The sequence below is a fragment of the Empedobacter tilapiae genome (assembly GCF_004785645.1).
Taxonomy (GTDB): domain Bacteria; phylum Bacteroidota; class Bacteroidia; order Flavobacteriales; family Weeksellaceae; genus Empedobacter; species Empedobacter tilapiae.
Genome location: NZ_SRPE01000005.1, coordinates 296,845 through 319,131, shown reverse-complemented (window position 1 = coordinate 319,131; position 22,287 = coordinate 296,845). Strand labels below are relative to the sequence as shown.

The window sequence follows — 22,287 nt, the reverse complement described above, 5'->3', positions numbered from 1 at the left end:
TCACCTCTTCCCATTCCGAACAGAGAAGTTAAGCCTGCCTGCGCCGATGGTACTGTTACTTACGGGAGAGTAGGTCGTCGCCAGTTTTTATTAAAAGCCTCAAGTGAACAACTTGAGGCTTTTTTGTGTTTATACTTTTTTGTACAATGTATTAAGTATTAAGTATTAAGTATTAAGTATTAAGTATTAAGTATTAAGTATTAAGTATTAAGTATTGAACATCTTATAACTCTCAGAACTCAAAACAAGAAGCTTCCTATGAGTCGATAAGAGGCTTCTAATTAGTCAACGAGAAGCTTTTTATTAAGAAAAAGCAAGCTTCCTTTATAATTCTCAGAACTTACTTGTTTAGAAGGTTACGGGTATAGATTAGTTCACGGAAGGGCATCGGTGAGTTGTTCAAAGGGCATCGGCGAGTTAACGGATGGGCATCGGTGAGTTCACGGATGGGCATGCGATGATTGTCCGATGAGCTTAGGAGTAAAAGAATGGTTTTTTTGTATTTCTGCTCGAAAGGAATTGAGTGTGTTGGAGTGTTTATATTTTTAGAAGTCGTTTGATTAAGTTGAATAGAATCATATAGAAGACTATTGATATGATCATTAATTCTATATTGCTAGTGAGGTAAGTTAATGTTTCTTTTAATATTTTAATTTTATTTATAGTGAATTGCGACTATCAATACCTAAAAGTGTATAAATACTTTTTAAATGATATTTAACTGTATTCTCTGAAATAAATAGTTGCTCTGCAATTTCTTTATTGGTTAATCCTTTTTTAACAAGATTAACAATTTCAGTTTGTCTTTCTGAAAGTCTATCAGCATTATGTTTAGAAATATTATTTTTATTTGATATTTGATTAGATAATTCAGTCAATTTATCTCTCATGCGCTGATTCTCATTCTCTACTAAAATTCTCTTTTCTTTATTTGTTTGGTATAGTTTATATATTACAATAATTAAGACAATGAGAAAAAATGATATAATAAATAGAAATATTTTAATGTTTTTTTGATTTCGAATTTCTAGATTACTTCTATTATTTTGAATTTCTTGTTCAAGTATTTGTAGTTTTCCACTTTGATTAATTGCATCTAGTTTTGTAGATAATTCTGCTAATATAACTCTTGTTTCATATGCTTTTTCCCATTTTTTAAATTTTGCATAATGGTAAGATAAAGAATCATACATATTGTATATATACAAATCCATATTATATTTTTTTGCATAATAAATTCCTTTTTCGAATGCTTGCATTGATTTTTCTTCATCTCCAATATCTGAATAAATATTGATGAGTTTGCGGTATATATTTGGTAGATGTTTTGGATTGTTTTTTTCTAATATATCTATTGCTAGTTGATATTCTTCTATTGCTTTTTCAAAGTTTTTTTTCCTTGCTTGATCTGTACCTAAAACAGATATGAAAAAAGCATGTGTTTCCGGATCTAATGTGGAAAGATCTTCTCGAACTATTTTTTTTAGCAATTGATCAACTTCTATAAATCTGAGGTGATCAAACTCTATAAAGATTCGTTCAACAAGAATACGAGTTTTTATTTCTTTAATATGTTGTTTATTCTTTAATCCATATTTTTCAGCAATGTTTAGATTTTCTTCAGCTTGGGGATAATTTAGCAAACTTTTGTAGGTTAAATACTTTTGTAAATAAGCATTATATAAAGCGTAGTTTGTTGACATTTTATCATGTATAATTTGATCTAATCGAATTATAGATTCATTATATTGCCCTTGACTGTTATATTTTGCTATTTCTTCTTTTAGAATTTCGGAATTATGAAAAGCACTGAACCCTATATGTGCGAATAATACACAAATAATAATTGCTAAATATTTTTTTAATAAAATGTTTAAATGCATGATATACAGATATAAAAAATACACTACCTATAAGGTAGTTGTTAAAACTATCTCTTAACTACTCTTGCAAAAATAGGAATTTTATAATTTTAAAAATAATATTTGTAAAACTTAACTCAAAGAATTACAAATAATTAATTTCTAAAATTACATTTATCAATTTTTATAATGTATGATAATCTTTCATTATTATCGTGCTAATGAATAAGATTTATAATAAATACTATTCTGCAAACTAATTTCTTATATATAAAAACAATTAACAATGAAAAACATTTTTATTTTAGGTTTCACTTTCTTGACAACTTTTGTTTTTGGTCAAGTAGATAAAATTTACAAACATTCTGGAGAAATCATAGAAGGACAAATTAAACGTGTAGGTGAATTCACAGTAGAGTTTACTTATGATGGAGAAGATGCTGTACAATCATTAAGTCGTTATTCAGTAAATAAAGTTTTTTATGGAAAAAGTACTCGGATAGAGGATGTTTCTTCAAAAATTGAAATTACTGATGATAATGATTGGAATAAAGTTATTATACTAGAAGATAAGCAATTAGTTGCTGGTCTTAAAAAAGGAGATGATTTAAAATCAAAGACAGGTTGGGTTAATTTTAGATCAGGTAACGGAAAAGATGAGCGTGCAGAGAAAGTTTTAAAACAACAAGCAGCAGATGTAAGGTGTCCATTTATTTTATTATTATCTGATAAAACAGTAGGGAAGTCAGCAAAGAAAACAGGAAGTTGTTATAAATATCAATAAGGATTTATAAACCTTATTTTTTAATTAATGAACTATTATTTGATGAGTAAGCTACTTATAAAGTAGCTTACTGCTTTTATTTTTTGATGATAACTTATCATAATATGTTGTATAGGAAAACAAAAAGAACCGTTAAATTCGGTTCTAAGAGGAATAGTGTAAAAGATTTCGTAATTGTATCAGTTAGTATTGTGGTTATATTGTTACTTCTATTAAATTTTTAAAACTAAAATCTTTAATATTATTAATCTTTTACTTTCTATTACTTTTTAACTAAAATAAAAAGAATCTCTATCATTCAAAAAATTGAAATGCTTTCGAGTTTTATCTTGTTCTTCTTTATCAATTTCGAATTGTAAAATTTCAGGATGATTGTTTATCGTTTCAAAATTTTGTCCCAATGTATCAAATAAATGCGAATCGCCCTGATAATCGAGATTATAGCCATCTACTCCAATTCTATTTACACCAGCAACAAAAGCCATATTTTCGATTGCTCGAGCTTTTAGAAGTGAAATCCAAGCTTCACGACGCGCTTTTGGCCAACTTGCGTTACAAAGTATCAAATCGTATGGATCTTCTTTTGTATTGCGAATCCAAACGGGAAAACGTAAATCGTAACAAACAATAGGACGAATTTGCCATCCTTTATAATCTATTGTTACAATTTTATCTCCTGCAGAATATACACCAGCTTCTTTTCCGTAACTGAACAAATGTTTTTTATCGTAAATGTAAATAGAGCCGCTTGGACAGATAAAATAAAATCGGTTATAGTATTTATCATTTTCATGCGTAGAAATGCTTCCAGCAATCGCAGAATTCAATTCTTTAGCTTTATGTTGCATCCATTCGAAGGTTTCTCCAAAAGGCTTTTGACCAATTTTTTCTACATTCATAGAAAATCCCGAAGCAAACATTTCTGGTAACAATATAACATCAGTTTGATGATTGGCTAATAATTCATCTAAATAAGCGTGATTAGCTTTCGCATCTTCCCAGATTACATCGTATTGTATTAATGATATTTTAAGTTTATTTTGAACTTCCATTGTTGATAAATTTTTGATCTAATTTTGGTTTATTAGATTGGTTGATGATGTAATACATAAAGATAAATATAAAAAAACCAATAAACGAACCACCAACTGTATCAATCGCAAAATGGCGTGATAGGTAGATTCTACTTATTGCGATACTAGGAAAATGAAGTGCAAAAAATAATTGCAACCATCTGTTTTTGGTTAATAAACATAAAGTCATCGAAATTATAGCAGCCGTTAATGAATGTCCTGAAGGAAAAGTTGAAGCCATTTGTATCGCATAATCTTTTACTAAAACAATATCAATCTTTTTCTGAGTAAAATAATATCCAGGACGTAAAACTTGTTCGAAATAGACATTCTTAAAAAAGACACTAATTGTTGTTGCAACTGCTCCTGAAGCTAATAAATAGTAAAAATAACGACGAGTAGTTTTCCAAAATAGGTAACCAAGAAGTATAAAAAATAAATAATAGGTTCCGAAATCGGTATAAAAAACAAAGAGTTTATCGAGATAATGATTGCTGTACTGATTGAAGTGCAGATGTAATTCATCGCGTCCATAATATTGCGTCATGGCGATTGCAGCAAAATTGTAGATGAAAAATACGATAAAAAATGGCCAAATTCTTAGAAATAAATCTTTTTGTTGATTCATTTGAGTTGGGTTTTAAATAACATTTATGATGATATTCTAAAATAAGTTTAGAATGAAATACTTCAAATTTAAGCAAAAAAAAACTTGACTAAATAGCCAAGTTTTAAAACGTTTTAATATTGTTTAAAAAAAATTATTTTACTTTTTCTACGATTGCTTTGAAAGCTTCTGGATTGTTCATCGCTAAGTCAGCTAAAACTTTACGATTCAATTCAATTCCAGCTTTGTGGATAGCTCCCATAAATTTAGAGTAAGACAATCCGTGTAATCTTGCTCCAGCGTTAATTCTTTGAATCCATAACGCACGGAAATTTCTTTTCTTTTGACGTCTATCGCGGTAAGCGTATACTAAACCTTTTTCTACTGCATTTTTAGCAACAGTCCAAACGTTTTTTCTTCTTCCGTAATATCCTTTTGCAAGTTTTAAAACTTTTTTTCTTCTAGCTCTTGACGCAACTGCGTTTACTGATCTTGGCATAATTTTTAATTTTTTTGTAGTGGGCGAGATTGCTCTGCTTTAAGGCCCATCGACAGGGTTAATAATGAATTAATAAACCAAATAAGAACGTGTTCTTATTTTAATCTTAATTGTTGTTTTACTGAATGAACATCAGCTTGATCAACTAAACCAGTTTGAGTTAAATTTCTCTTTTGTTTAGTCTCTTTTTTTGTTAGGATGTGGCTTTTAAAAGCGTGTTTTCTTTTAATTTTACCTGTTCCTGTTAATTTGAAACGTTTTTTCGCTCCAGATTTTGTTTTTAATTTTGGCATGATTACAAATATTTAAAATTAAAACGTTTTTTATTTTTTGTAAGATGATAAGAACCTAATTATTTCTTAGGTCCCATCATCATAATCATTCTTTTACCTTCAAGTTTTGGCATTTGTTCTACTTTTCCAACATCTTCCAATTCTTGAGCTAAACGTAACAATAAGATTTCTCCTTGATCTTTAAAGATAATAGAACGTCCTTTGAAGAAAACATACGCTTTCAATTTTGAACCTTCTTCTAAGAAAGATCTTGCGTGACGTCTTTTGAATTCGTAATCATGATCATCTGTCTGAGGACCAAAACGAATTTCTTTCACGACAACTTTCTGCTGTTTAGCTTTAAGTTCTTTTTCTTTTTTCTTTTGTTCGTATAAGAATTTTTTGTACTCTACGACACGACAAACAGGTGGAATGGCTTTTTCACTGATCATTACCAAATCTAAACCTTGTTCTTCTGCAAGTTCTAAAGCTTTAGCTATTGGATATACACCAGGTTCTATACCTTCTCCAACAACGCGTACTTCTTTCGCGTCAATCTTATCATTGATCTTGTGTTGATCTTCCTTAATTACTCTGGCTGGACCTCTGCCGCCTTTTCTTCTAATTGCGATAGTTATTCTGTTTTAAATTATTTTAATTTGATTTGTTCTTTCATGAAGTCGATAAATGCTTGAATCGTCATCTCTCCTAAATCACCTTCTCCGTGTCTTCTTACAGAAACTGTACCGTTTTCTGCTTCTTTTTCACCAATGATTAACATGAAAGGAATTTTACCGATTTCGGCATCACGTATTTTTTTACCAGTTTTCTCGTTTCTACTGTCAATCAGTCCGTTAATTTCCTCTTCGGCCAGCAAATTTAATACTTTTTCTCCATATTCCACATATTTTTCACTAATTGGTAAAATTGTGAATAAATCTGGTGTTAACCAAAGTGGTAAATTACCTGCTGTATTTTCTAACAAAATAGCAATGAAACGTTCCATAGAACCAAATGGCGCACGGTGAATCATTACTGGTCTGTGTTTTTCGTTGTCTGCTCCAGTGTAAGTTAAATCAAAACGCTCTGGTAAGTTATAATCGACTTGGATTGTTCCTAATTGCCATTGACGTCCTAATGCATCTTTCACCATAAAGTCTAACTTAGGTCCATAGAATGCAGCTTCACCATATTCTACAACTGTTGGTAAACCTTTTTCTGCTGATGCTGTGATAATTGCTTGTTCAGCTTTTTCCCAGTTTTCATCAGATCCGATGTATTTTTCTTTATTCTCCGGGTCTCTTAATGAGATTTGAGCCGAATAATTATCAAATCCAAGATTTGTAAATACATATAAGACTAAATCAATTACTTTTTTGAATTCTTCTAACAATTGATCTGGTGTACAGAATAAGTGAGCATCATCTTGAGTAAATCCACGAACACGAGTTAAACCGTGTAATTCTCCTGATTGTTCGTAACGGTAAACAGTACCAAATTCTGCATAACGTTTTGGTAAATCGCGGTACGACCATTGAGATGTTTTGTAAATCTCACAATGATGTGGACAATTCATAGGTTTTAACAAGAATTCTTCTCCTTCGTTTGGCGTTTTAATTGGCTGAAAACTATCTGCCCCATATTTTGCATAGTGACCAGAAGTTACATACAATTCTTTTTGACCAATGTGCGGAGAAATGACCATTTCGTAACCCATTTTTTGTTGCTCTTTCAATAAGAAGTTTTCTAATTTTCTTCTCAAAGCAGCTCCTTTTGGTAACCAAAGTGGTAAACCTGCACCAACTTTTTCAGAGAAAGCAAATAAACCTAATTCTTTCCCTAGTTTACGGTGATCACGTTTTTTAGCTTCTTCTAATAACTCAAGATATTCTGTTAAATCTTTTTGTTTTGGGAATGTAATACCATAAACACGAGTCAACATTTTGTTTTTCTCGTCTCCACGCCAATAAGCTCCGGCAACATTCAAGATTTTTGCAGCTTTCACAATTCCAGTGTTTGGAATGTGTCCACCACGACATAAATCTGTAAAATTATCGTGTGTACAGAAAGTAATATCTCCATCATTTAAGTTAGAGATTAATTCTGTTTTGTATTCATTGTCTTTATACGTTTCTAATGCTTCTGCTTTCGAAACTGAATATAATTTGAATTCAGCTTTTTTCTTTGCATTCTCTAACATTGCTTTTTCTACTTTCGCAAAATCAGCTTCTGTAAATTTATCTTCACCAAAATCAACATCGTAATAGAAACCTTTGTCAATCGCAGGTCCAATTGTTAATTTCGCATTTGGATAAAACTCTAAAATAGCTTGTGCTAATAAGTGAGCAGATGAATGCCAAAAAGCTTTTTTACCCATTTCATCATTCCAGGTTAACAATTTGATCGTTGCATCTGTGGTGATTGGGGTTGTTGTTTCAACTTGTTGATCGTTTACTATAGCCGAAATTACATTACGTGCTAAACCTTCACTAATGCTTAGCGCCACGTCCATAGGAGTTACGCCACTCTCATACTGTTTTACACTTCCATCTGGAAGAGAAATGTTTATCATCTTACTTTTAGAATTTGTACTAAGATGCAAAATTACGAATTTTCTGCAAGTTGACGAAATTTTTAAAGAGTTGATTTTAGCTAAAATATTAAGTAAATAGTTGAGCTATTGTTTTGAATAAAATTATTTTGTTTTCGATAAAACTAATATTGAATTTAAATGAATATTATTTCTTTATAAATTTTAAAATTTCGTTCGATTCTTTTGTTTTAATATAATAGATTCCAGCAGCTAATCCTTGACAATTAATCGTTATATTTGATTCATTATTGATGCGAATCGATTGTACAATTTGTCCAATTGAATTGTAAATAAAAAGTATATTATTTTGAGTATTTAATTGAGTTTTATCAATACCAATTATAATTTTATCATTTGTAATATTTGCTGATTTTAACCAAATAAATGGTTTTGATTCAATTGATTTTGTACTTAAATTCTCATGAATTTTAAATTGCATCACAATAGGTAAATGATCACTCATATTGTACAAATTAGTTCGTAAAGTTTGTGAGTAAATGCCAGTACAATCAGGATCTTTAACGTCTTTATTCAAACAATCTCCATTATTTCCATACGCTTTATAACTATCGTTTATAAAAGAAAAACGTGTGCTTTTTTTGAAATTTTCACTCATCATAATAAAATCAAAACGATCATCCAAACCGCCACTTGCTCCTGCATTAGTTCCGCTTCCAAAACCTACGTTAGAAACGCGCGTACTTTGTGTATGTAAATAACTAAAAGCTGGATTGTCTTGCCATTTTCCAGGTGCATTTAATGGATCAATCATCAAAATAGCATTTGCTGGGTTGATAATTTCTTGATAAGCAGGCTCTGATGAATTATAAAAATTAAAATCTCCAGCAAAAAGTACATACGTATTAGGTTGTGTTAATTTTTTCAAAGATTTTGTGACTTCTTGCACCATTTCCAAACGCATTTGACGATTTGCAGGTCCTGTACTCGATTTTAGATGCGCAACAAAAACTTCTAAATGAATGGGATCGTTTGAAGTAATATTTAATTGAAAAGAATATTGATTGATGTCGCGATAGACTGTGGGGATTTTTTGTTGATTAACTAACGCCAATTTACGTGTGTTATAAAAAACCATTGTTTGTAACGGATCATCTAATTTCGTTGTATCAGCTACAAAAAGTGCGCGAGCAAATTTATCAGGTTGATTTTGCAAAGATGTATTTAAGATTAAATCAGCGCCATTTTCTGTTACTAATTCACAAATCATAAATAAATCTGGTTTGTATTCGTCTAAAATATCTCTTAAGATCAATTGACGATTTTGAGGAAGTGAATTCGGAAATTTAAACACATTATAAAACATTGTATTTAATGTTTCTTGTGAAAAAATAGAAACCGAAAGGATTAAAAATAAAAGGAGTAAATTTTTTTTCATATCAATTGATTTTAGTTTTACACTTTAACTTTTTTAAAATCTAAGAAATTAATATAGAATATCTTAAAGATACTTATTATCAATTGAATAAAAAATTTTATTTCTTTTCAAGCGGATGAATTTATTAAAGAACTGATTTTAACTAAATTTTATGGTATCGAATTGATTAATTTGAAAGCAATAAACCAGATAAATATACAGAATAGAAAATCAAACATATAGATAAATATATTTTCATCAATAATATTTCTAAAGAGAATTTGATGAATGGAAAAAGGTATTAGATTGAAAAATCCAGGGCTGATAATTAAAATAAAAAGAACTAAACTAATTATTGTTGGTATTAAGTATTTTTTCATCTAAGAATAGTTTAATTAAAAATACAAAAAAAATCCAGTTCCGAAAAGAACTGGATTTTTGAAATATTTTATGAACGAGCTCGTCTGAAATATAAAAATAAGGTGAGTAGTCCAAAGACAATGTTTGGTATCCATGAGGCGACAAGTGGCGAAACATATCCTTTTTCGGAAAACGTAGACGTTGTTTGCGAGAAGAAAATGTAGACAAACGCTAACGAAATACCAACTGCAAGATTGATTCCGATTCCTCCACGACGTTTTTTAGATGAAAGCGATAAAGCCAAAAGTGTCAAAATAATAGTTGAAAATGGTACGCTCAAACGGTTATTTAATTCATTTTCATATGTATTTACATTGGCAGAACCTTTTGCTTTTTGTTTCTGAATAAATTCATTCAATTCGAAGGTATTCATTGTTTCAGCAACATATTCTTCTGGTAAAATTTCGTCAGGAGAAGCTGGTAACTTCAAATTTGTATTGGCTTCGTAATTTAACTTTTCGGTTTTATCCTTGTTAATTTCGCGCGTATAAACACTCATTAATGCATATGTAGAATCTTTATCATTCCAATTAAAACTTGAAGCGATGATTTGTTTTTTCAATTCAGTCGAATCAAATTTTTGGTACATAAAAGAGCTCCCTAATTTATCAGTTCTATCATAACTGTCAACAAAAACAAATTCATCAGGAGAAATTTGCGAACCGATACGTTGTCGTTTGTAATATTCTTCCTTGTCGTTACTACTCAATAAATGGGTATATTGGTATTTATTTTTTTTGATATTTGCCCAAGGTAAAACTACATTCCCAACTAATAACGCTGAAATAGCTAAGAAAATAGCTACCCAAATATAAGGAAGTGTAAATCGATAAAAACTAATTCCACCCGAAAGAACACCTACAATTTCGGTTTGCATCGTCAATCGTGATGTAAAATATATCACAGTGATAAAAACTGCAATTGGTAAAAAGGTGTTAATAATCCAAACTGACCAATAAGGATAAAACTGTGTCATTGCTGCATAGGCAGTAGAACCACTATCATTAATACGTCCTAATTTTTGACTAAGATCGACAATAACGGCGATAGTAGACAAAATCAAAACCATGAAGATAAAGGTTCCGATAAAGTTTCGGATGATGTATTTATCAATTATTTTCAAACTACAGACGTTGTTTTAATTGTGGAACAATTTGTTCTTTCCATTGAGCGAAATCTCCTGCTAAGATATGCTGTCTTGCAACTCTTACCAAATCTAAATAAAACGCAAGGTTATGAACAGATGCAATTTGTTTTCCTAAAGCTTCGTTAGCATTGAATAAATGACGAACATAGGCTTTTGTGTAATAACTATCTACATAGCTTGTTCCGTTTTCGTCTAATGGTTCAAAACAATCTTTCCATTTTGCATTTTTCATGTTCATAACACCATTCCAAGTGAATAACATTGCGTTACGCGCATTACGAGTTGGCATAACACAGTCGAACATATCAACTCCTAAAGCAATACATTCGATAATATTCCAAGGTGTTCCAACTCCCATTAAATAACGAGGTTTGTCCTGTGGAAGAATTTCGGTTACGATATCCGTCATTTCGTACATCACAGGTTCTGGTTCACCAACAGATAATCCACCAATTGCATTTCCTTCTGCACCGAAATCTGCAATATATTTTGCTGATTCTTGACGCAAATCTTTGAAATCATTTCCTTGTACAATAGGAAAAAGTGTTTGTTTGTGATCGTAATATTCTGGGTTATTGTTTAACCAAGTTCTACAACGCTCCAACCAACGATGTGTCACATGCATAGCACGTTTTGCATCATGATATTTTGCTGGAATTCCTGTTAATTCATCAAAAGCCATAAAAATATCAGCTCCGATATAACGTTGAATTTCCATTGATTTTTCTGGTGTAAACATGTGGTAAGAACCATCGATGTGCGATTTGAAACGCACACCTTCTTCAGATTTTTTACGACTTGTCGCCAAAGAATACACTTGGAATCCTCCAGAATCTGTAAGAATTGGTTTTTGCCAATTCATAAATTTATGTAATCCACCCGCTCTGTGCAAAATATCAGTTCCTGGACGCAAATACAAATGATAAGTATTTCCAAGAATGATTTGGGCTTTAATATCTTCTTCTAATTCACGTTGGTGAACAGATTTTACTGTACCAACCGTACCAACTGGCATAAAAATAGGTGTTTCGATTTTACCATGATCGGTTTCTACAACACCAGCTCTTGCCTTAGAAAATTCGTCTTTTTTATCGATTGAAAATTTCATAGTGTGCAAAGATATTAATTGTTTAGCTTGTTGCGAGTTGGTTTCGAAAAAAATAACAAAAAAATAAGGATAAAGTTGCCTTTACCCTTATTTGAAAATTTTATGAAATGATTATTTTGTAAAACGTAATGACATTTTGCGATCAGAAGCTCTTTCTGCGTCAGAAGCTGTTTCAGCTACTTTTGCAAATTCTTCTCCGTAACCTTCGGCAGCAATAACTTGCACACCAACACCACGTTTTGTTAATTCAGCTTTTAAGTAATCTGCTCTTTTTTGAGAGATTTCTTTGTTTTTCGCATCATCACCAACTTTATCTGTGTACGCCCCAAGTTTAATTTTTGCTGTTGGATATTTTTTCAAAATTGCAGCAACATTATCTAATTGAATGTCAGAACCTGGCTCTAATTGATCTGTTTTACCAAAAACGAAGTTAACATTATCAAAGTTGAACCATTTTTCTTTTAATTGATCTTCTGTCATTGTTGCAAAATCTGGCGCTTTGATAAATTTGATAATTTGATCTTCTAATCCATTTGCGTATCCTTTTAATGCAACACCATCTAAATCGATATCAGATAATTCTTTTGGTGCAGCGTTTAGAGAATCCTCATTTAATGAATCTACCACAATTTCAGTTTCTTGTGTAACAATTGTTTTTTCTTCTTTGCCTTTGCAGTATTTCAATAAGAAGAAAGCGGCAATTGCAAGTAAGATAAGTGGAATTAACCATTTCCAAAAACCTCCGCCACCATTGTTGTTATGAGTTTCTGCGTAAGCATCAACTGGCGCTATATAAGGTTTTTCTTCTGGTTCTACATCAACTACTTTTCTTGTTTCTGTAATAGTTTCAGTAATTTTCGGTGTATCGTTAAATATTGTTCCTAAACCTAAAGCTCCAAGTCCTAATCCAGCTGGAATTAATCCTAAGATTTTATCTTTAATTCCTCCTAAAGATGAAAAGAAATCAGCTTCTGTTACATTGTTAAATTCGGCTTCTTTTCCAATAGATCCAAAAGTTGTTAAAGCTGTTAAGTCTAATAATTTTGAAGATGAACCTGTCGAAATTCCTGAATATTCAGCAATTTTAGAAACGATTGGTTGCGCATTCGAACCAAAAATAACATTTATTAATTCTTTAATCGTGTCTGGCGTTTCTTGTTCTGTCGAGATATTTGCTAATCCACGAGAAGCACCAAAAGATTTGATTGTATGAAACAATCCTGTAGTAGAATTCTTTTTTTCTAAAACACCTCCTAAAAGAATAGGAATAAAAGCATTGATTGCTTTAGAAATTCCCGATTCATTTTCACCTAATTCTGATGAAGTTTTCGAGATCAAATCTGGGGTAATATACCCTTTTACTAATTCAATAATGTTCATAGATTTTAATTTTTAATTATAGCCTTTTTTTTAGTTGTAATTTGTTCGTAACGAATATTGTACCAATATTCATATTTATTAAAATTAGTTAAAAAAAATGATAATTTTTCTATTTTTTTGAAAAGATGTAAGAATGGAACTAATTTTATCCTCTGAATTACTAATAAAAAAAATAATTATGCAAGAGCAAGACAAAGTAGATAGTTTGCAAGATGTAATAACAACTCCATTTAAGGATTTAGAAAACTTTACACAATGGATATTAACGAAAGGTTCTGAGGTTGGTTGGAGTTTAGTTTCTGCTTTATTAACTTTATTAATAGGTTTTTGGATAACAGGTAAGCTTGTCAAGTTAATCGAAAAAAGAATGATTGCACGAAATGTCGATTTGTCAATTCGTACTTTTTTAACTCCAATTCTTAATATATTATTCAAAGCTATTGTATTAACTTTTGTTGTAGGTAGATTAGGCTTTAATGCTTCTGGTTTTGTTGCAGCTTTAGGAGGTGTTGGGTTAGCAGTTGGTTTAGCTTTGCAGGGTTCTTTGTCAAATTTTGCAGCAGGAATTTTAATTATTCTTTTCAAACCTTTCAAAGTTGGAGATTATATTGTTTCGCAAGGAAATGAGGGAAGTGTAGAGTCGATAAATTTACTAAATACAGTAATTGCAACTGCAAAAGGACAGATTATAACTTTGCCAAATGGGAATTTGTTTAATAATCCAATTACCAATTATTCGATAAAAGAATATCGTCGATTAGATGTAAATGTTGGGATCTCTTATGATGATGATTTTGACAAAGCGAGAGAGGTTTTGTTGAGTGTTTTAGAAAAAAATGAATTGGTTGATGATACACAATCTAAAACGGTTGAGATTTTAGAATTTGCAGCAAGTTCTGTGAATTTGGCTGTGCGTTGTTATGTGAAAAATAGTGATTACTGGACAGCTTATTGGCAATTGTATCGCGCGGTAAAATACGCATTAGACGACAATAATATATCGATGCCTTATCCTCATACAGAAATGATTATTAAAAACGAATCGAATTCGCCAACAATTCCTTTCGAGAACAAAGATTAATGAAGTATTTACTTACCATATTATCAATTTTTTCGTCTGTGCATCTTTTTGCGCAGACGGAATTAATTGAAAAACATCTCAATTCAGATTTTTACTCCACTCAATTCACGGGATTTTATTTGTACGATCCAATCACGAAAGAAGAAATCTATAATTACAACGGAAACAAATTTTTTATTCCAGCATCTAATACCAAGATTTTTACGTTGTATACAGCGATGAAAATGTTGAACGATTCGATTCCAGCATTCAAATATCAATTGATTGACGACGAATTGCATATCGAAGGAACTGGAGATCCAACTTTTTTGCATCCAAAATATAAAAATACACGAGCGGTAGATTTCTTGAAAAATAATGGTTCTAAAATTGTTTTTCATTGGAATAATTTCGACGAAGAATCTTTTTTGCCAGGTTGGACTTGGGACGATTTTAGAAAAGATTATGCACCAGAAAGAAGTCAGTTTCCGATTCATGAAAATTTAGTTTCAATTTCGAAAAATGGAAGTTCTGTCAAAACATTTCCGACATATTTTGAAGAATTGACAGAAATTAGAGAAATGCCAGAGCCAAGGAATTTTTATGACAATAAATTTTACATCAGTAATAAAAAACGAACAGAAAAAGTTCCTTTTATTGTGAATGAAACGGTGATAGAAAAATCGTTGTCGCAAATTTTGGGTAAACCTGTTGATATGATCAAAACGCCAATGGTCAATAATCCGAAAGTATTTTATAGTCAGAAATCAGATGATGTTTACCGCGAAATGATGGAAAATAGCGATAATTTTTTGGCTGAACATTTATTGATTTTAGCTTCGAGTACTTTACCAGGAAAACTGAGTGCTTCGGAAATTATTAGGTACTCAAAACGGTATTTATTAAATGATTTGAAACAGCAACCAGAGTGGTTTGACGGTTCGGGATTATCGCGTTATAATTTGTTTACACCACAAAGTTTTGCTCAAGTTTTAGGGAAAATGTACAACGAATTTCCAGAACAACGTTTGTTTTCTATCTTCCCAATCGGTGGTAAAACTGGAACAATCAAAAATAGATACAAAGATTCAGCGCAACCTTATATTTACGCCAAAACAGGAACGTTGAACAATAATGTAACGTTGAGTGGTTATTTGAAAACGAAATCTGGAAGAACGTTAATTTTTAGTTTGATGAATAATAATTCGATCAAAGATTTATCTTGGATTCGAAATGAGAACGAAAAGTTATTACGAATTATTAGAGATAATTATTAAACGTATTTGAAATAAAAAAGCCTTCCGATTTCGGAAGGCTTTTGCTTTATTAGAAGGACATCTTTACGGTGTCGTTATTTCCTGTTAATACTTTTGTGTCTTTTTTATTTTTGACATCAAAAGTTACAATGTTTTGTTGATCATTAAAAATATCTGTCAACAAAGCCACTTTTAGTTCTATCGAGCTGATATCAGAAATTTTATCAAACTTAAAGAAAACTCGTGTAGATTTATCATTTACCTGATAACCATAATAAGAAGTCCCTAGAGCTTTACCATTTACTTTGACATCAACTTTACTATTTACATACGCTTTCAACTTGTTCTCGAAATTAGATTTGTTTGAAACATCAGCGCCAACTGCTTTTTCTAATTGATTTGTAAATGTACGAGCTGTTATGTTTAAAGTACCTGTTTCTTGTTCATAATCAACTTTGATATTTGCTGTATGAAAATCTTGAGCACTTAGGTTAAAAGTTATTAAAACCAAAAGTAAAGAGAATAGATGTTTTATATATTTCATTTTATTTCTTAGTTTGTACTAATCCATTTCAAATCGAGTGCCAAAGATTCTTAAAACCTAAAAACAAATTATAGTGGATTATATCTAAACGCAATTAAGATAAAAAAATTGTAGATTATGTTTAAATATAAAAAAGAGTATTAATGACTTAATACTCTTTTTTATGAATTTATTTTTTGTTTTAAGCAAACCAAACGTGGTAAGGAATTCTACTTAAAATACATACTAATCCAATGATAGCAAAAATAGTTACATTCATGGGTACAGTTGTTGAACGTTTTAATTTCGCATTTGCAATAGTCATAAATACAACACCAGCAATCATCATCATAGGGTGTTCAACAAAAGTTAATCTTAAACCAGAATCTTTCATTATTCCTGATGGTTCCAAAGCAGAAAACATCATAATATAATAGACTAATCCAAGTAATAATTGAACGTGAAAAGTAATGGTTGTAAATAACCCGATTTTTTTAATTGTTGCGTTTGTATCTTTTTTAGAAATCGCATAAATTAATGTTGAAATCACAAAGATAACGCCCATCAAAATCACAAGATAAGCCCAGCCACTATGAAATTGTTTGATAAAATCCATTTTTCTAATTTTAGTTTTTCACTACAAAAATAACAAACCTTTTTACATAAATACTATTTGATGATATTTATGTGTTTTCAGAACAGTTTTTTAGATTAATCAAAATCTCGTAATTTCGCGCAAAATATATCCGAAATGGGAAAAGATAAAATCAGAAGATTTAACGAAAATAAAACTTTTCAAAATGTTGTTCAACCAACACGAGAAGAGGCGATTAATGAGTTTGCATTAAAAGGAAATTGGAACAAAAAATTTTTCAAGAACGATAATCCAATTGTGTTAGAACTTGGATGTGGAAAAGGAGAATATACAGTTGCAATGGCACGTCGTGATAAGGATCGTAATTTTATCGGAGTAGATATTAAAGGATCAAGATTTTGGCGTGGTGCTAAGACTTGTTTGGATGAAGGTATTGAAAATGCTGGATTTCTTCGTACTCAAATCGAAATCATCGATCATCTTTTCGCAGAAAATGAAGTGAGCGAAATTTGGATTACTTTTCCCGATCCGCAAATAAAATATAGAAGAACAAAACATCGTTTAACAGATCCTGAATTTTTGAGACGTTACAATAAAATACTGAAACCAGAAGGAACAGTAAACTTGAAAACAGATTCTGAATTTTTACATGGGTATACACATGGTGTTATTCACATAGAAGGACATGAGGTGATTCGTTCTACACACGATGTTTATCATCCAGATCATTCGGATATTCCTGCAATTGTAACGGAAGTACAGACATACTACGAATCGAAGTTTTTGGAAGAAGGTAAAAAGATTACTTATATAAAATTTCAATTAAAATATTAATTAAAAATCCATCATTAGATGGATTTTTTTTATTTTAATAAATTGGATAAAAGTTTAAAAATCATATATTTGTTAATACACTAATATGATTTTTAATGAAGAATAAACTTTTACTTCTTACACCGTTTTTTTTAAATGGAATTTTTTCTTTTGCTCAAATAGATAAAGATTTTGTTTATGCAACAATGGAAACAAAATCTGCAACTTTTTTACAAAAAAATAAACCAGATTCAATTAGAATTATCTCTTCGAAAGATGATATGTCTGTAATCTATTTTCACCCTGAAATTGCAGAGAGTTTACATAATAGGTTTGCTCATGGACATGGTTATATTTTTAGAAATTCAAAAGAAGAAGCTATTCAATCACTTCAAGAAAGAGTTTTTCAAAAGAAAGTTCCGTTCAATTATACAATTACAGAACAGGCTTTTATTACTAAAGCGTTGAATGATGTTGATGTAAAAGAAATTGAAAAAACAATTTTACTTCTAGAAGGTTTTAAAACGCGTTATCATACTCGAAAAGAAGCAAATGAAGCCATTTTGAAAATAAAAGAGATTTGGGAAAAAATGATTGTAGATGCTGGAAGAACAGATGTTACTGTAAAAATAGTTGATCATGTTAATACTCCAATGAAATCGTTAATATTAACGATGAATGGAAGCGATAAACAAGACGAATATGTGATAATCGGTGGTCATGCTGATTCTACAATAGGATGGATTGGAGATCAATCCTTTGCTCCGGGAGCAGATGATAATGCATCTGGAATTGCAACCATTACAGAAGTTTTGCGTGTATTGTTAAAAAATAACTTCAAGCCACAGCGTACAACTGAAATTATGGCTTACGCAGCTGAAGAAATTGGATTGGTTGGATCTGGAGAAATTGCTAGAAAATATGCAGAAGATAAAAAAAATGTAATTGGTTATGTGCAATTTGATATGACAAACTACAAAGGTTCTACAAAGGATATTGTATTAATGACTGATTATTATTGTGACACAAATCTCAATTCATTTTTGATGCAATTGATGGACACGTACAATAAAACTGGTTTACATCAATTTACGTATGATACATCAAAATGTGGTTATGGATGCTCTGACCATTTTAGTTGGTATGAAAATGGTTACGCAGCTACGATCCCTTTTGAAGCTAAAATGGATGAGGATAATCCTTATATACATTCTGTAAATGATACATACGAGACAATGGGAAATACTTCTACGCATGCAGCTAAGTTTACAAAATTAGGGATAGAATATATAGTTGAAGCTGCTAAAACCTCGACTTTAGGTACAAAAGATTTTGATAAAAATTCGTCTAAAATTTATGTTTCAAATAAAACATTGAATTATCAACTAAATTTTAAATCACCAATTTCGATCAAAATTATTGATGCAACAGGAGGAATGATTAAAACTATAAATACTGAAAATTCTAATGGAAGTGTAAATCTTTCTAGTTTAACAGCAGGATTTTATGTAGCAACTATTCAAGATTATAATGGAAATAGTGTTTCGCATAAATTTGTGTTGAAGTAATGAGTAGATACAGTATTTTACTAATAGGATTTTTTATATTAACAAGTTGTGGAAGTCAGTACAAAGAAAAGTTGTTTTATAAAAATATGTCTTGTGTAAAACAAGATAAATTAACTGTTACTGAAAGAAATAAAATTTATCCTTATAATATATCAGAAAAAATAGTTTTAGCAACGTATCATCAACAAAAACCAGGTGTTGCAGGTGGTGAAATGTGGAGTTATTTTGTAAGTATGGAAGAGGATAAATCGTTGTTTGATAAATCAAGATTTGAAGATTATGTTGAACTAAATTCTTCTCAAAAAGATGAATTAACTAATCTAATTTTTAATTATGGATACTTGAAAGATGTAAATGTTCGCATGTCTTCAGGGTGTTATATGCCTAATAATGCTATATTGTTTTTAGACAAAGATGATAATTTGTTAGAGTATATTGAAATATGTTTTGACTGTAATGCTTTTAGGTCAAGTAATAAAGAAATTGACTTAGGTGATGAATGTATGCAGAAAATGAATTTATTAAATGAATTTTTCTTGAAATCAGGAGTTAAGAAAACTAGAATGTTAAGATAAATAAAAAACAAAAAGCAAGCTACAAGAGCTTGCTTTTATATTTTTGAAATTTGTTTAAATTCTAGTTATTCAAACTTTGTAGGTAAGAAATCCAACCTAATGTTTGGTATTCTTTTGCAGCAGTTTTTACATCCACAGCTTTGTAAATTCCACGACCAACAATCATAAAATCGGTATGGTAATTTTTGAAAACCAATTCTGGTGTATTGTATTGTTGTCCTTTGCTATCTCCAGTCGAAGAAATATTAACTCCAGGTGTAAATAATAACAAGTTATCAGGAACTTGGCGTTGTGCAACAGATCCTAAAACATTTCCAGATTGTTCCGAAACATTAATTGCTTTTGTAAAGTAATAATCATCAGTCAACGTTCCTTTCGAAGACATTTCAACAATTGTGATAACACCTGTGTTTTCGAAAACTTTTAACGATTCTAAACCTCCAATTGGATGAACAGTTACTAAATCTGCCCAATCAGAAATTTTGTAAATCGATTTCTTGAATTGTAATTCTTGCGTATTTCCAATATCTCCAAATTTGCGATCTTCGAATAATAAGAATTCTTTTTCACGCGCGATTTTTTTCAACTCAACAATTAAGTTATCCGAAAAATCTTGGATAATATCTGAATGTAATTTTAATGCAACAATATGATCACCAACTTTTTTTGCAAAATCAATAATTTCATCAGAAGTGATTAAATCTGCAGAAGCAATTAAGTTAGATTGTTTTTTCAACGCTAATTCTACCAAACGCTTCCCAACTGGATGAACAATTTTTTTGTTCTCCAATGCAATACGTTGTTTTGCAGGAACCGCTTCTGGTGGTAAAGCCAAAAAGTCTTTGATTTTTTTTGCTTCATCATCACTTAAACGATGATATTTATGTAAAATATCGATTACTTCGTGAATTGTAAATAACGTTTTCACATTATAACCTTGTTCTTTTAATTTTTCAGAACCACCTTGTGCACGATCCAATACAACAACCAAATCTTTTACACGTAAACCTTCGCGCTCAACTTGATCAATCGTTTCCAACAAAGATTGTCCAGAAGTAATTACATCTTCTACCAAAAGACAAGATTGTCCTTCCGTAAAAACACCTTCTACCATACGTTTAGTACCGTAACCTTTGTTTTCTTTACGTTTGATAATCAAAGGAATATTCGATGTTAAACTCATTGTGGTCGCCATTGGCAAAGCTGCATAAGGCACACCACAAATCAAGTCGTATTCTACATCTTCAACTAAATCTAATAAGTTATTTGCTAAAGTTTTTAGTAATTGTGGACTCGAAGCTAAAGGTCTTAAATCGACATAGAAAGGAGATTCTATACCACTTTTTAAAGTAAAATTTCCGAATTTTATAATTCCCAGCTCGTAAGCTTTCAATAAAAAATCTTCTCTTGGTTGCATCTGTGTAATGTTTGAGCAAAGTTAATAGGTTTTTGAGTCATTTATGGCATTTTCACGAAAATTAATTTTAAGATGAATAAAAATTGAATATTTATACTGATTTGATTTATAATTTGTTTGAAAAGTGAAATATTATAAATTCTGAAATAATTTTTCTAATTAAGAAACATTCAATTTGGAGCCGTTTTAGATGAAAACTTCATAAAATAACTTTACTTTTGGAATCTATACAAACACAAATGAAAAAATATATATTTGCTAGCATCGCTTTTGTAAGTATGTTGGTTTCGGCACAAGAAACACCTTTCAAATTCAAAGAATTAGTTAATAATTCTGCGCTTCCTATTATTTCGCAAGGAAAAACAGGAACATGTTGGTCATTTTCTACAACTTCTTTTTTAGAATCGGAAGTGAAGCGTTTGACGGGAAAAGATGTCGATTTATCAGAAATGTATAATGTACGTTTTACTTATCCTGTAAAAGCTTATAATTATGTATATCGCCAAGGAAAAGCGCAATTTAGTGAAGGAGGTTTGTCGCATGATGTATTAAACTCGGTTCGTAAAAATGGATTAGTTCCAAACGAAGTTTATGCAGGTTTTGCGAATGGAACAGATGTAAAACATAACCACGAAATGTTGGTAAAGGATTTGAAAGTTGGATTAGATTCGATTGTAAAAAATCCTAAAAAATATTTAACAGCAGATTGGAAATCAAAATTTGATCAAAAATTGGATGATAAATTAGGTGTTCCTCCGACAAAATTTAAATTCGAAGGAAAAGAATATACGCCACAAGAATTTGCAAAATTTTTGAAAATTAATCCAGATGATTATGTCACATTAACATCTTTTCAGCAAGCGCCATATTATTCACAATTTATTTTACAAGTGCCAGATAATTTCTCAAATGGTTCATATTATAATTTACCATTAGATGAATACATGAAAGTTTTGGACGAAGCATTATATAAAGGATATACAGCAGCTTTTGATACAGATGTTTCGGAAAAAACATTTTCTAAAAAATATGGAATGGCAATTTGGCCTTCAGAAGGTTTAGAATCTGATTATTTTGTTCAGATTTTACCTGAAAAATGGGTATCTACTGATGAGCGTCAAGCGGCTTTTGAAGATTATTCGACAGAGGACGATCATTTAATGCATATTACAGGAATTTTGAAAGATCAATTGGGAAATCAATATTATGATGTGAAAAATTCTTGGGGAACAACAGATTTAGGAAATAATGGACATATTTATATGTCGAAACCATTTTTCAGAATGAAGTCAATTGCTTTTACAGTGCACAAAGATGCATTGTCAAAAGAAGTGAAAAAGCAACTAGGTATAAAATAAAA

21 protein-coding genes and 1 rRNA gene are annotated in these 22,287 nt (G+C 30.6%); 8 read left to right on the top strand and 14 right to left on the bottom strand.

The features are described 5' to 3' along the window. A 5S ribosomal RNA gene (rrf, locus tag E4J94_RS09055) occupies nucleotides 1-86 on the top strand; the annotation flags it as partial. A 573-nt stretch (nucleotides 87-659) separates the two neighbouring features. On the opposite strand, the gene E4J94_RS17715 is transcribed toward rrf, so the two are convergent. Further along, nucleotides 660-1,883, bottom strand: coding sequence for a helix-turn-helix domain-containing protein (locus tag E4J94_RS17715; protein WP_221411286.1), 1,224 nt, complete (start codon nucleotides 1,881-1,883; stop codon nucleotides 660-662). Between the two features lie 265 nt (nucleotides 1,884-2,148). On the opposite strand from E4J94_RS17715, the gene E4J94_RS09045 reads away from it, so the two are divergent. Further along, entirely contained in the window at nucleotides 2,149-2,646 is a 498-nt protein-coding gene (locus tag E4J94_RS09045) for a hypothetical protein (protein WP_246034290.1), read from the top strand. A 269-nt stretch (nucleotides 2,647-2,915) separates the two neighbouring features. Here E4J94_RS09045 and E4J94_RS09040 read toward each other — a convergent pair whose 3' ends face one another. From E4J94_RS09040 to E4J94_RS08995, 10 genes are all read right to left on the bottom strand, one after another. Continuing rightward, nucleotides 2,916-3,698, bottom strand: coding sequence for a nitrilase-related carbon-nitrogen hydrolase (locus tag E4J94_RS09040; RefSeq protein ID WP_135835485.1), 783 nt, complete (start codon nucleotides 3,696-3,698; stop codon nucleotides 2,916-2,918). After that, a complete protein-coding gene (locus E4J94_RS09035) occupies nucleotides 3,682-4,347 on the bottom strand; it encodes a phosphatase PAP2 family protein (protein WP_135835484.1) in 666 nt (221 codons plus the stop codon). The genes E4J94_RS09040 and E4J94_RS09035 overlap by 17 nt, the downstream gene beginning before the upstream one ends. Nucleotides 4,348-4,480: 133 nt before the next feature. Then, nucleotides 4,481-4,825, bottom strand: a complete 345-nt coding sequence (rplT, locus tag E4J94_RS09030) for a 50S ribosomal protein L20 (RefSeq protein WP_135835483.1) — start codon at nucleotides 4,823-4,825, stop codon at nucleotides 4,481-4,483. 95 nt (nucleotides 4,826-4,920) lie between these two features. Beyond that, nucleotides 4,921-5,118, bottom strand: a complete 198-nt coding sequence (gene rpmI / locus E4J94_RS09025; RefSeq protein ID WP_038337133.1) for a 50S ribosomal protein L35 — start codon at nucleotides 5,116-5,118, stop codon at nucleotides 4,921-4,923. Nucleotides 5,119-5,177: 59 nt separating this feature from the next. After that, on the bottom strand, nucleotides 5,178-5,687 hold the full coding sequence (gene infC / locus E4J94_RS09020) for a translation initiation factor IF-3 (protein WP_236688239.1): 510 nt from the start codon (nucleotides 5,685-5,687) through the stop codon (nucleotides 5,178-5,180). 59 nt (nucleotides 5,688-5,746) lie between these two features. Continuing rightward, on the bottom strand, nucleotides 5,747-7,669 hold the full coding sequence (gene thrS / locus E4J94_RS09015) for a threonine--tRNA ligase (RefSeq protein ID WP_038337131.1): 1,923 nt from the start codon (nucleotides 7,667-7,669) through the stop codon (nucleotides 5,747-5,749). Between the two features lie 166 nt (nucleotides 7,670-7,835). After that, nucleotides 7,836-9,086 carry an endonuclease/exonuclease/phosphatase family protein gene (locus E4J94_RS09010; protein ID WP_135835482.1) on the bottom strand — a complete coding sequence of 417 codons (1,251 nt, stop codon included), beginning with the start codon at nucleotides 9,084-9,086 and terminating at the stop codon, nucleotides 7,836-7,838. A 427-nt stretch (nucleotides 9,087-9,513) separates the two neighbouring features. After that, on the bottom strand, nucleotides 9,514-10,608 hold the full coding sequence (locus E4J94_RS09005) for an LptF/LptG family permease (RefSeq protein WP_135835481.1): 1,095 nt from the start codon (nucleotides 10,606-10,608) through the stop codon (nucleotides 9,514-9,516). Nucleotide 10,609: 1 nt separating this feature from the next. Next, nucleotides 10,610-11,740, bottom strand: coding sequence for a tRNA guanosine(34) transglycosylase Tgt (tgt, locus tag E4J94_RS09000; RefSeq protein WP_038337127.1), 1,131 nt, complete (start codon nucleotides 11,738-11,740; stop codon nucleotides 10,610-10,612). 111 nt (nucleotides 11,741-11,851) lie between these two features. After that, nucleotides 11,852-13,120 (bottom strand): OmpA family protein, encoded by a 1,269-nt coding sequence (locus tag E4J94_RS08995; protein WP_135835480.1) that lies wholly within the window; start codon nucleotides 13,118-13,120, stop codon nucleotides 11,852-11,854. 133 nt (nucleotides 13,121-13,253) lie between these two features. Here E4J94_RS08995 and E4J94_RS08990 point away from each other — a divergent pair, with 133 nt between their 5' ends. Together E4J94_RS08990 and E4J94_RS08985 are read left to right on the top strand one after the other, a co-directional pair. Then, complete coding sequence (locus tag E4J94_RS08990; RefSeq protein WP_246034289.1) at nucleotides 13,254-14,201, top strand: mechanosensitive ion channel family protein; 948 nt, start codon at nucleotides 13,254-13,256, stop codon at nucleotides 14,199-14,201. Next, nucleotides 14,201-15,457, top strand: coding sequence for a D-alanyl-D-alanine carboxypeptidase (locus E4J94_RS08985; RefSeq protein ID WP_135835479.1), 1,257 nt, complete (start codon nucleotides 14,201-14,203; stop codon nucleotides 15,455-15,457). Before E4J94_RS08990 ends, E4J94_RS08985 begins: the two co-directional genes overlap by 1 nt. A 49-nt stretch (nucleotides 15,458-15,506) precedes the next feature. On the opposite strand, the gene E4J94_RS08980 is transcribed toward E4J94_RS08985, so the two are convergent. Both E4J94_RS08980 and E4J94_RS08975 read right to left on the bottom strand, forming a co-directional pair. Then, on the bottom strand, nucleotides 15,507-15,980 hold the full coding sequence (locus E4J94_RS08980; protein WP_135835478.1) for a DUF6702 family protein: 474 nt from the start codon (nucleotides 15,978-15,980) through the stop codon (nucleotides 15,507-15,509). Between the two features lie 181 nt (nucleotides 15,981-16,161). Next, nucleotides 16,162-16,575, bottom strand: a complete 414-nt coding sequence (locus E4J94_RS08975; protein WP_135835477.1) for a hypothetical protein — start codon at nucleotides 16,573-16,575, stop codon at nucleotides 16,162-16,164. A 135-nt stretch (nucleotides 16,576-16,710) separates the two neighbouring features. Here E4J94_RS08975 and trmB point away from each other — a divergent pair, with 135 nt between their 5' ends. The 3 genes from trmB (at nucleotide 16,711) to E4J94_RS08960 (ending at nucleotide 19,510) form a co-directional block, all read left to right on the top strand. After that, nucleotides 16,711-17,388: a tRNA (guanosine(46)-N7)-methyltransferase TrmB gene (gene trmB, locus E4J94_RS08970; RefSeq protein ID WP_135835476.1), complete on the top strand. Its 678-nt coding sequence runs from the start codon at nucleotides 16,711-16,713 to the stop codon at nucleotides 17,386-17,388. A gap of 95 nt (nucleotides 17,389-17,483) precedes the next feature. Then, nucleotides 17,484-18,935 carry a M20/M25/M40 family metallo-hydrolase gene (locus tag E4J94_RS08965; RefSeq protein WP_135835475.1) on the top strand — a complete coding sequence of 484 codons (1,452 nt, stop codon included), beginning with the start codon at nucleotides 17,484-17,486 and terminating at the stop codon, nucleotides 18,933-18,935. After that, complete coding sequence (locus E4J94_RS08960) at nucleotides 18,935-19,510, top strand: hypothetical protein (RefSeq protein ID WP_135835474.1); 576 nt, start codon at nucleotides 18,935-18,937, stop codon at nucleotides 19,508-19,510. Before E4J94_RS08965 ends, E4J94_RS08960 begins: the two co-directional genes overlap by 1 nt. Before the next feature lie 61 nt (nucleotides 19,511-19,571). Here the strand turns inward: E4J94_RS08960 and E4J94_RS08955 are convergent, their stop codons facing one another. Beyond that, nucleotides 19,572-20,927, bottom strand: a complete 1,356-nt coding sequence (locus E4J94_RS08955; RefSeq protein WP_135835473.1) for an orotate phosphoribosyltransferase — start codon at nucleotides 20,925-20,927, stop codon at nucleotides 19,572-19,574. A 239-nt stretch (nucleotides 20,928-21,166) separates the two neighbouring features. Between E4J94_RS08955 and E4J94_RS08950 the strand changes: the two genes are divergently transcribed. Next, entirely contained in the window at nucleotides 21,167-22,285 is a 1,119-nt protein-coding gene (locus E4J94_RS08950) for a C1 family peptidase (RefSeq protein WP_135835472.1), read from the top strand. The last annotated feature ends 2 nt before the right edge of the window (nucleotides 22,286-22,287 follow it).

Coding starts and splice junctions, on each gene's coding strand:
- E4J94_RS09035 (WP_135835484.1), bottom strand. CDS start 4,347: ATGAATCAACAAAAAGATTTATTTCTAAGAATTTGGCCATTTTTTATC.
- trmB (WP_135835476.1), top strand. CDS start 16,711: ATGGGAAAAGATAAAATCAGAAGATTTAACGAAAATAAAACTTTTCAA.
- E4J94_RS08980 (WP_135835478.1), bottom strand. CDS start 15,980: ATGAAATATATAAAACATCTATTCTCTTTACTTTTGGTTTTAATAACT.
- E4J94_RS08960 (WP_135835474.1), top strand. CDS start 18,935: ATGAGTAGATACAGTATTTTACTAATAGGATTTTTTATATTAACAAGT.
- E4J94_RS08955 (WP_135835473.1), bottom strand. CDS start 20,927: ATGCAACCAAGAGAAGATTTTTTATTGAAAGCTTACGAGCTGGGAATT.
- E4J94_RS09010 (WP_135835482.1), bottom strand. CDS start 9,086: ATGAAAAAAAATTTACTCCTTTTATTTTTAATCCTTTCGGTTTCTATT.
- E4J94_RS08950 (WP_135835472.1), top strand. CDS start 21,167: ATGAAAAAATATATATTTGCTAGCATCGCTTTTGTAAGTATGTTGGTT.
- E4J94_RS17715 (WP_221411286.1), bottom strand. CDS start 1,883: ATGCATTTAAACATTTTATTAAAAAAATATTTAGCAATTATTATTTGT.
- E4J94_RS08990 (WP_246034289.1), top strand. CDS start 13,254: ATGGAACTAATTTTATCCTCTGAATTACTAATAAAAAAAATAATTATG.
- E4J94_RS08985 (WP_135835479.1), top strand. CDS start 14,201: ATGAAGTATTTACTTACCATATTATCAATTTTTTCGTCTGTGCATCTT.
- rpmI (WP_038337133.1), bottom strand. CDS start 5,118: ATGCCAAAATTAAAAACAAAATCTGGAGCGAAAAAACGTTTCAAATTA.
- E4J94_RS08995 (WP_135835480.1), bottom strand. CDS start 13,120: ATGAACATTATTGAATTAGTAAAAGGGTATATTACCCCAGATTTGATC.
- E4J94_RS08975 (WP_135835477.1), bottom strand. CDS start 16,575: ATGGATTTTATCAAACAATTTCATAGTGGCTGGGCTTATCTTGTGATT.
- rplT (WP_135835483.1), bottom strand. CDS start 4,825: ATGCCAAGATCAGTAAACGCAGTTGCGTCAAGAGCTAGAAGAAAAAAA.
- E4J94_RS08965 (WP_135835475.1), top strand. CDS start 17,484: ATGAAGAATAAACTTTTACTTCTTACACCGTTTTTTTTAAATGGAATT.
- thrS (WP_038337131.1), bottom strand. CDS start 7,669: ATGATAAACATTTCTCTTCCAGATGGAAGTGTAAAACAGTATGAGAGT.
- E4J94_RS09040 (WP_135835485.1), bottom strand. CDS start 3,698: ATGGAAGTTCAAAATAAACTTAAAATATCATTAATACAATACGATGTA.
- tgt (WP_038337127.1), bottom strand. CDS start 11,740: ATGAAATTTTCAATCGATAAAAAAGACGAATTTTCTAAGGCAAGAGCT.
- E4J94_RS09045 (WP_246034290.1), top strand. CDS start 2,149: ATGAAAAACATTTTTATTTTAGGTTTCACTTTCTTGACAACTTTTGTT.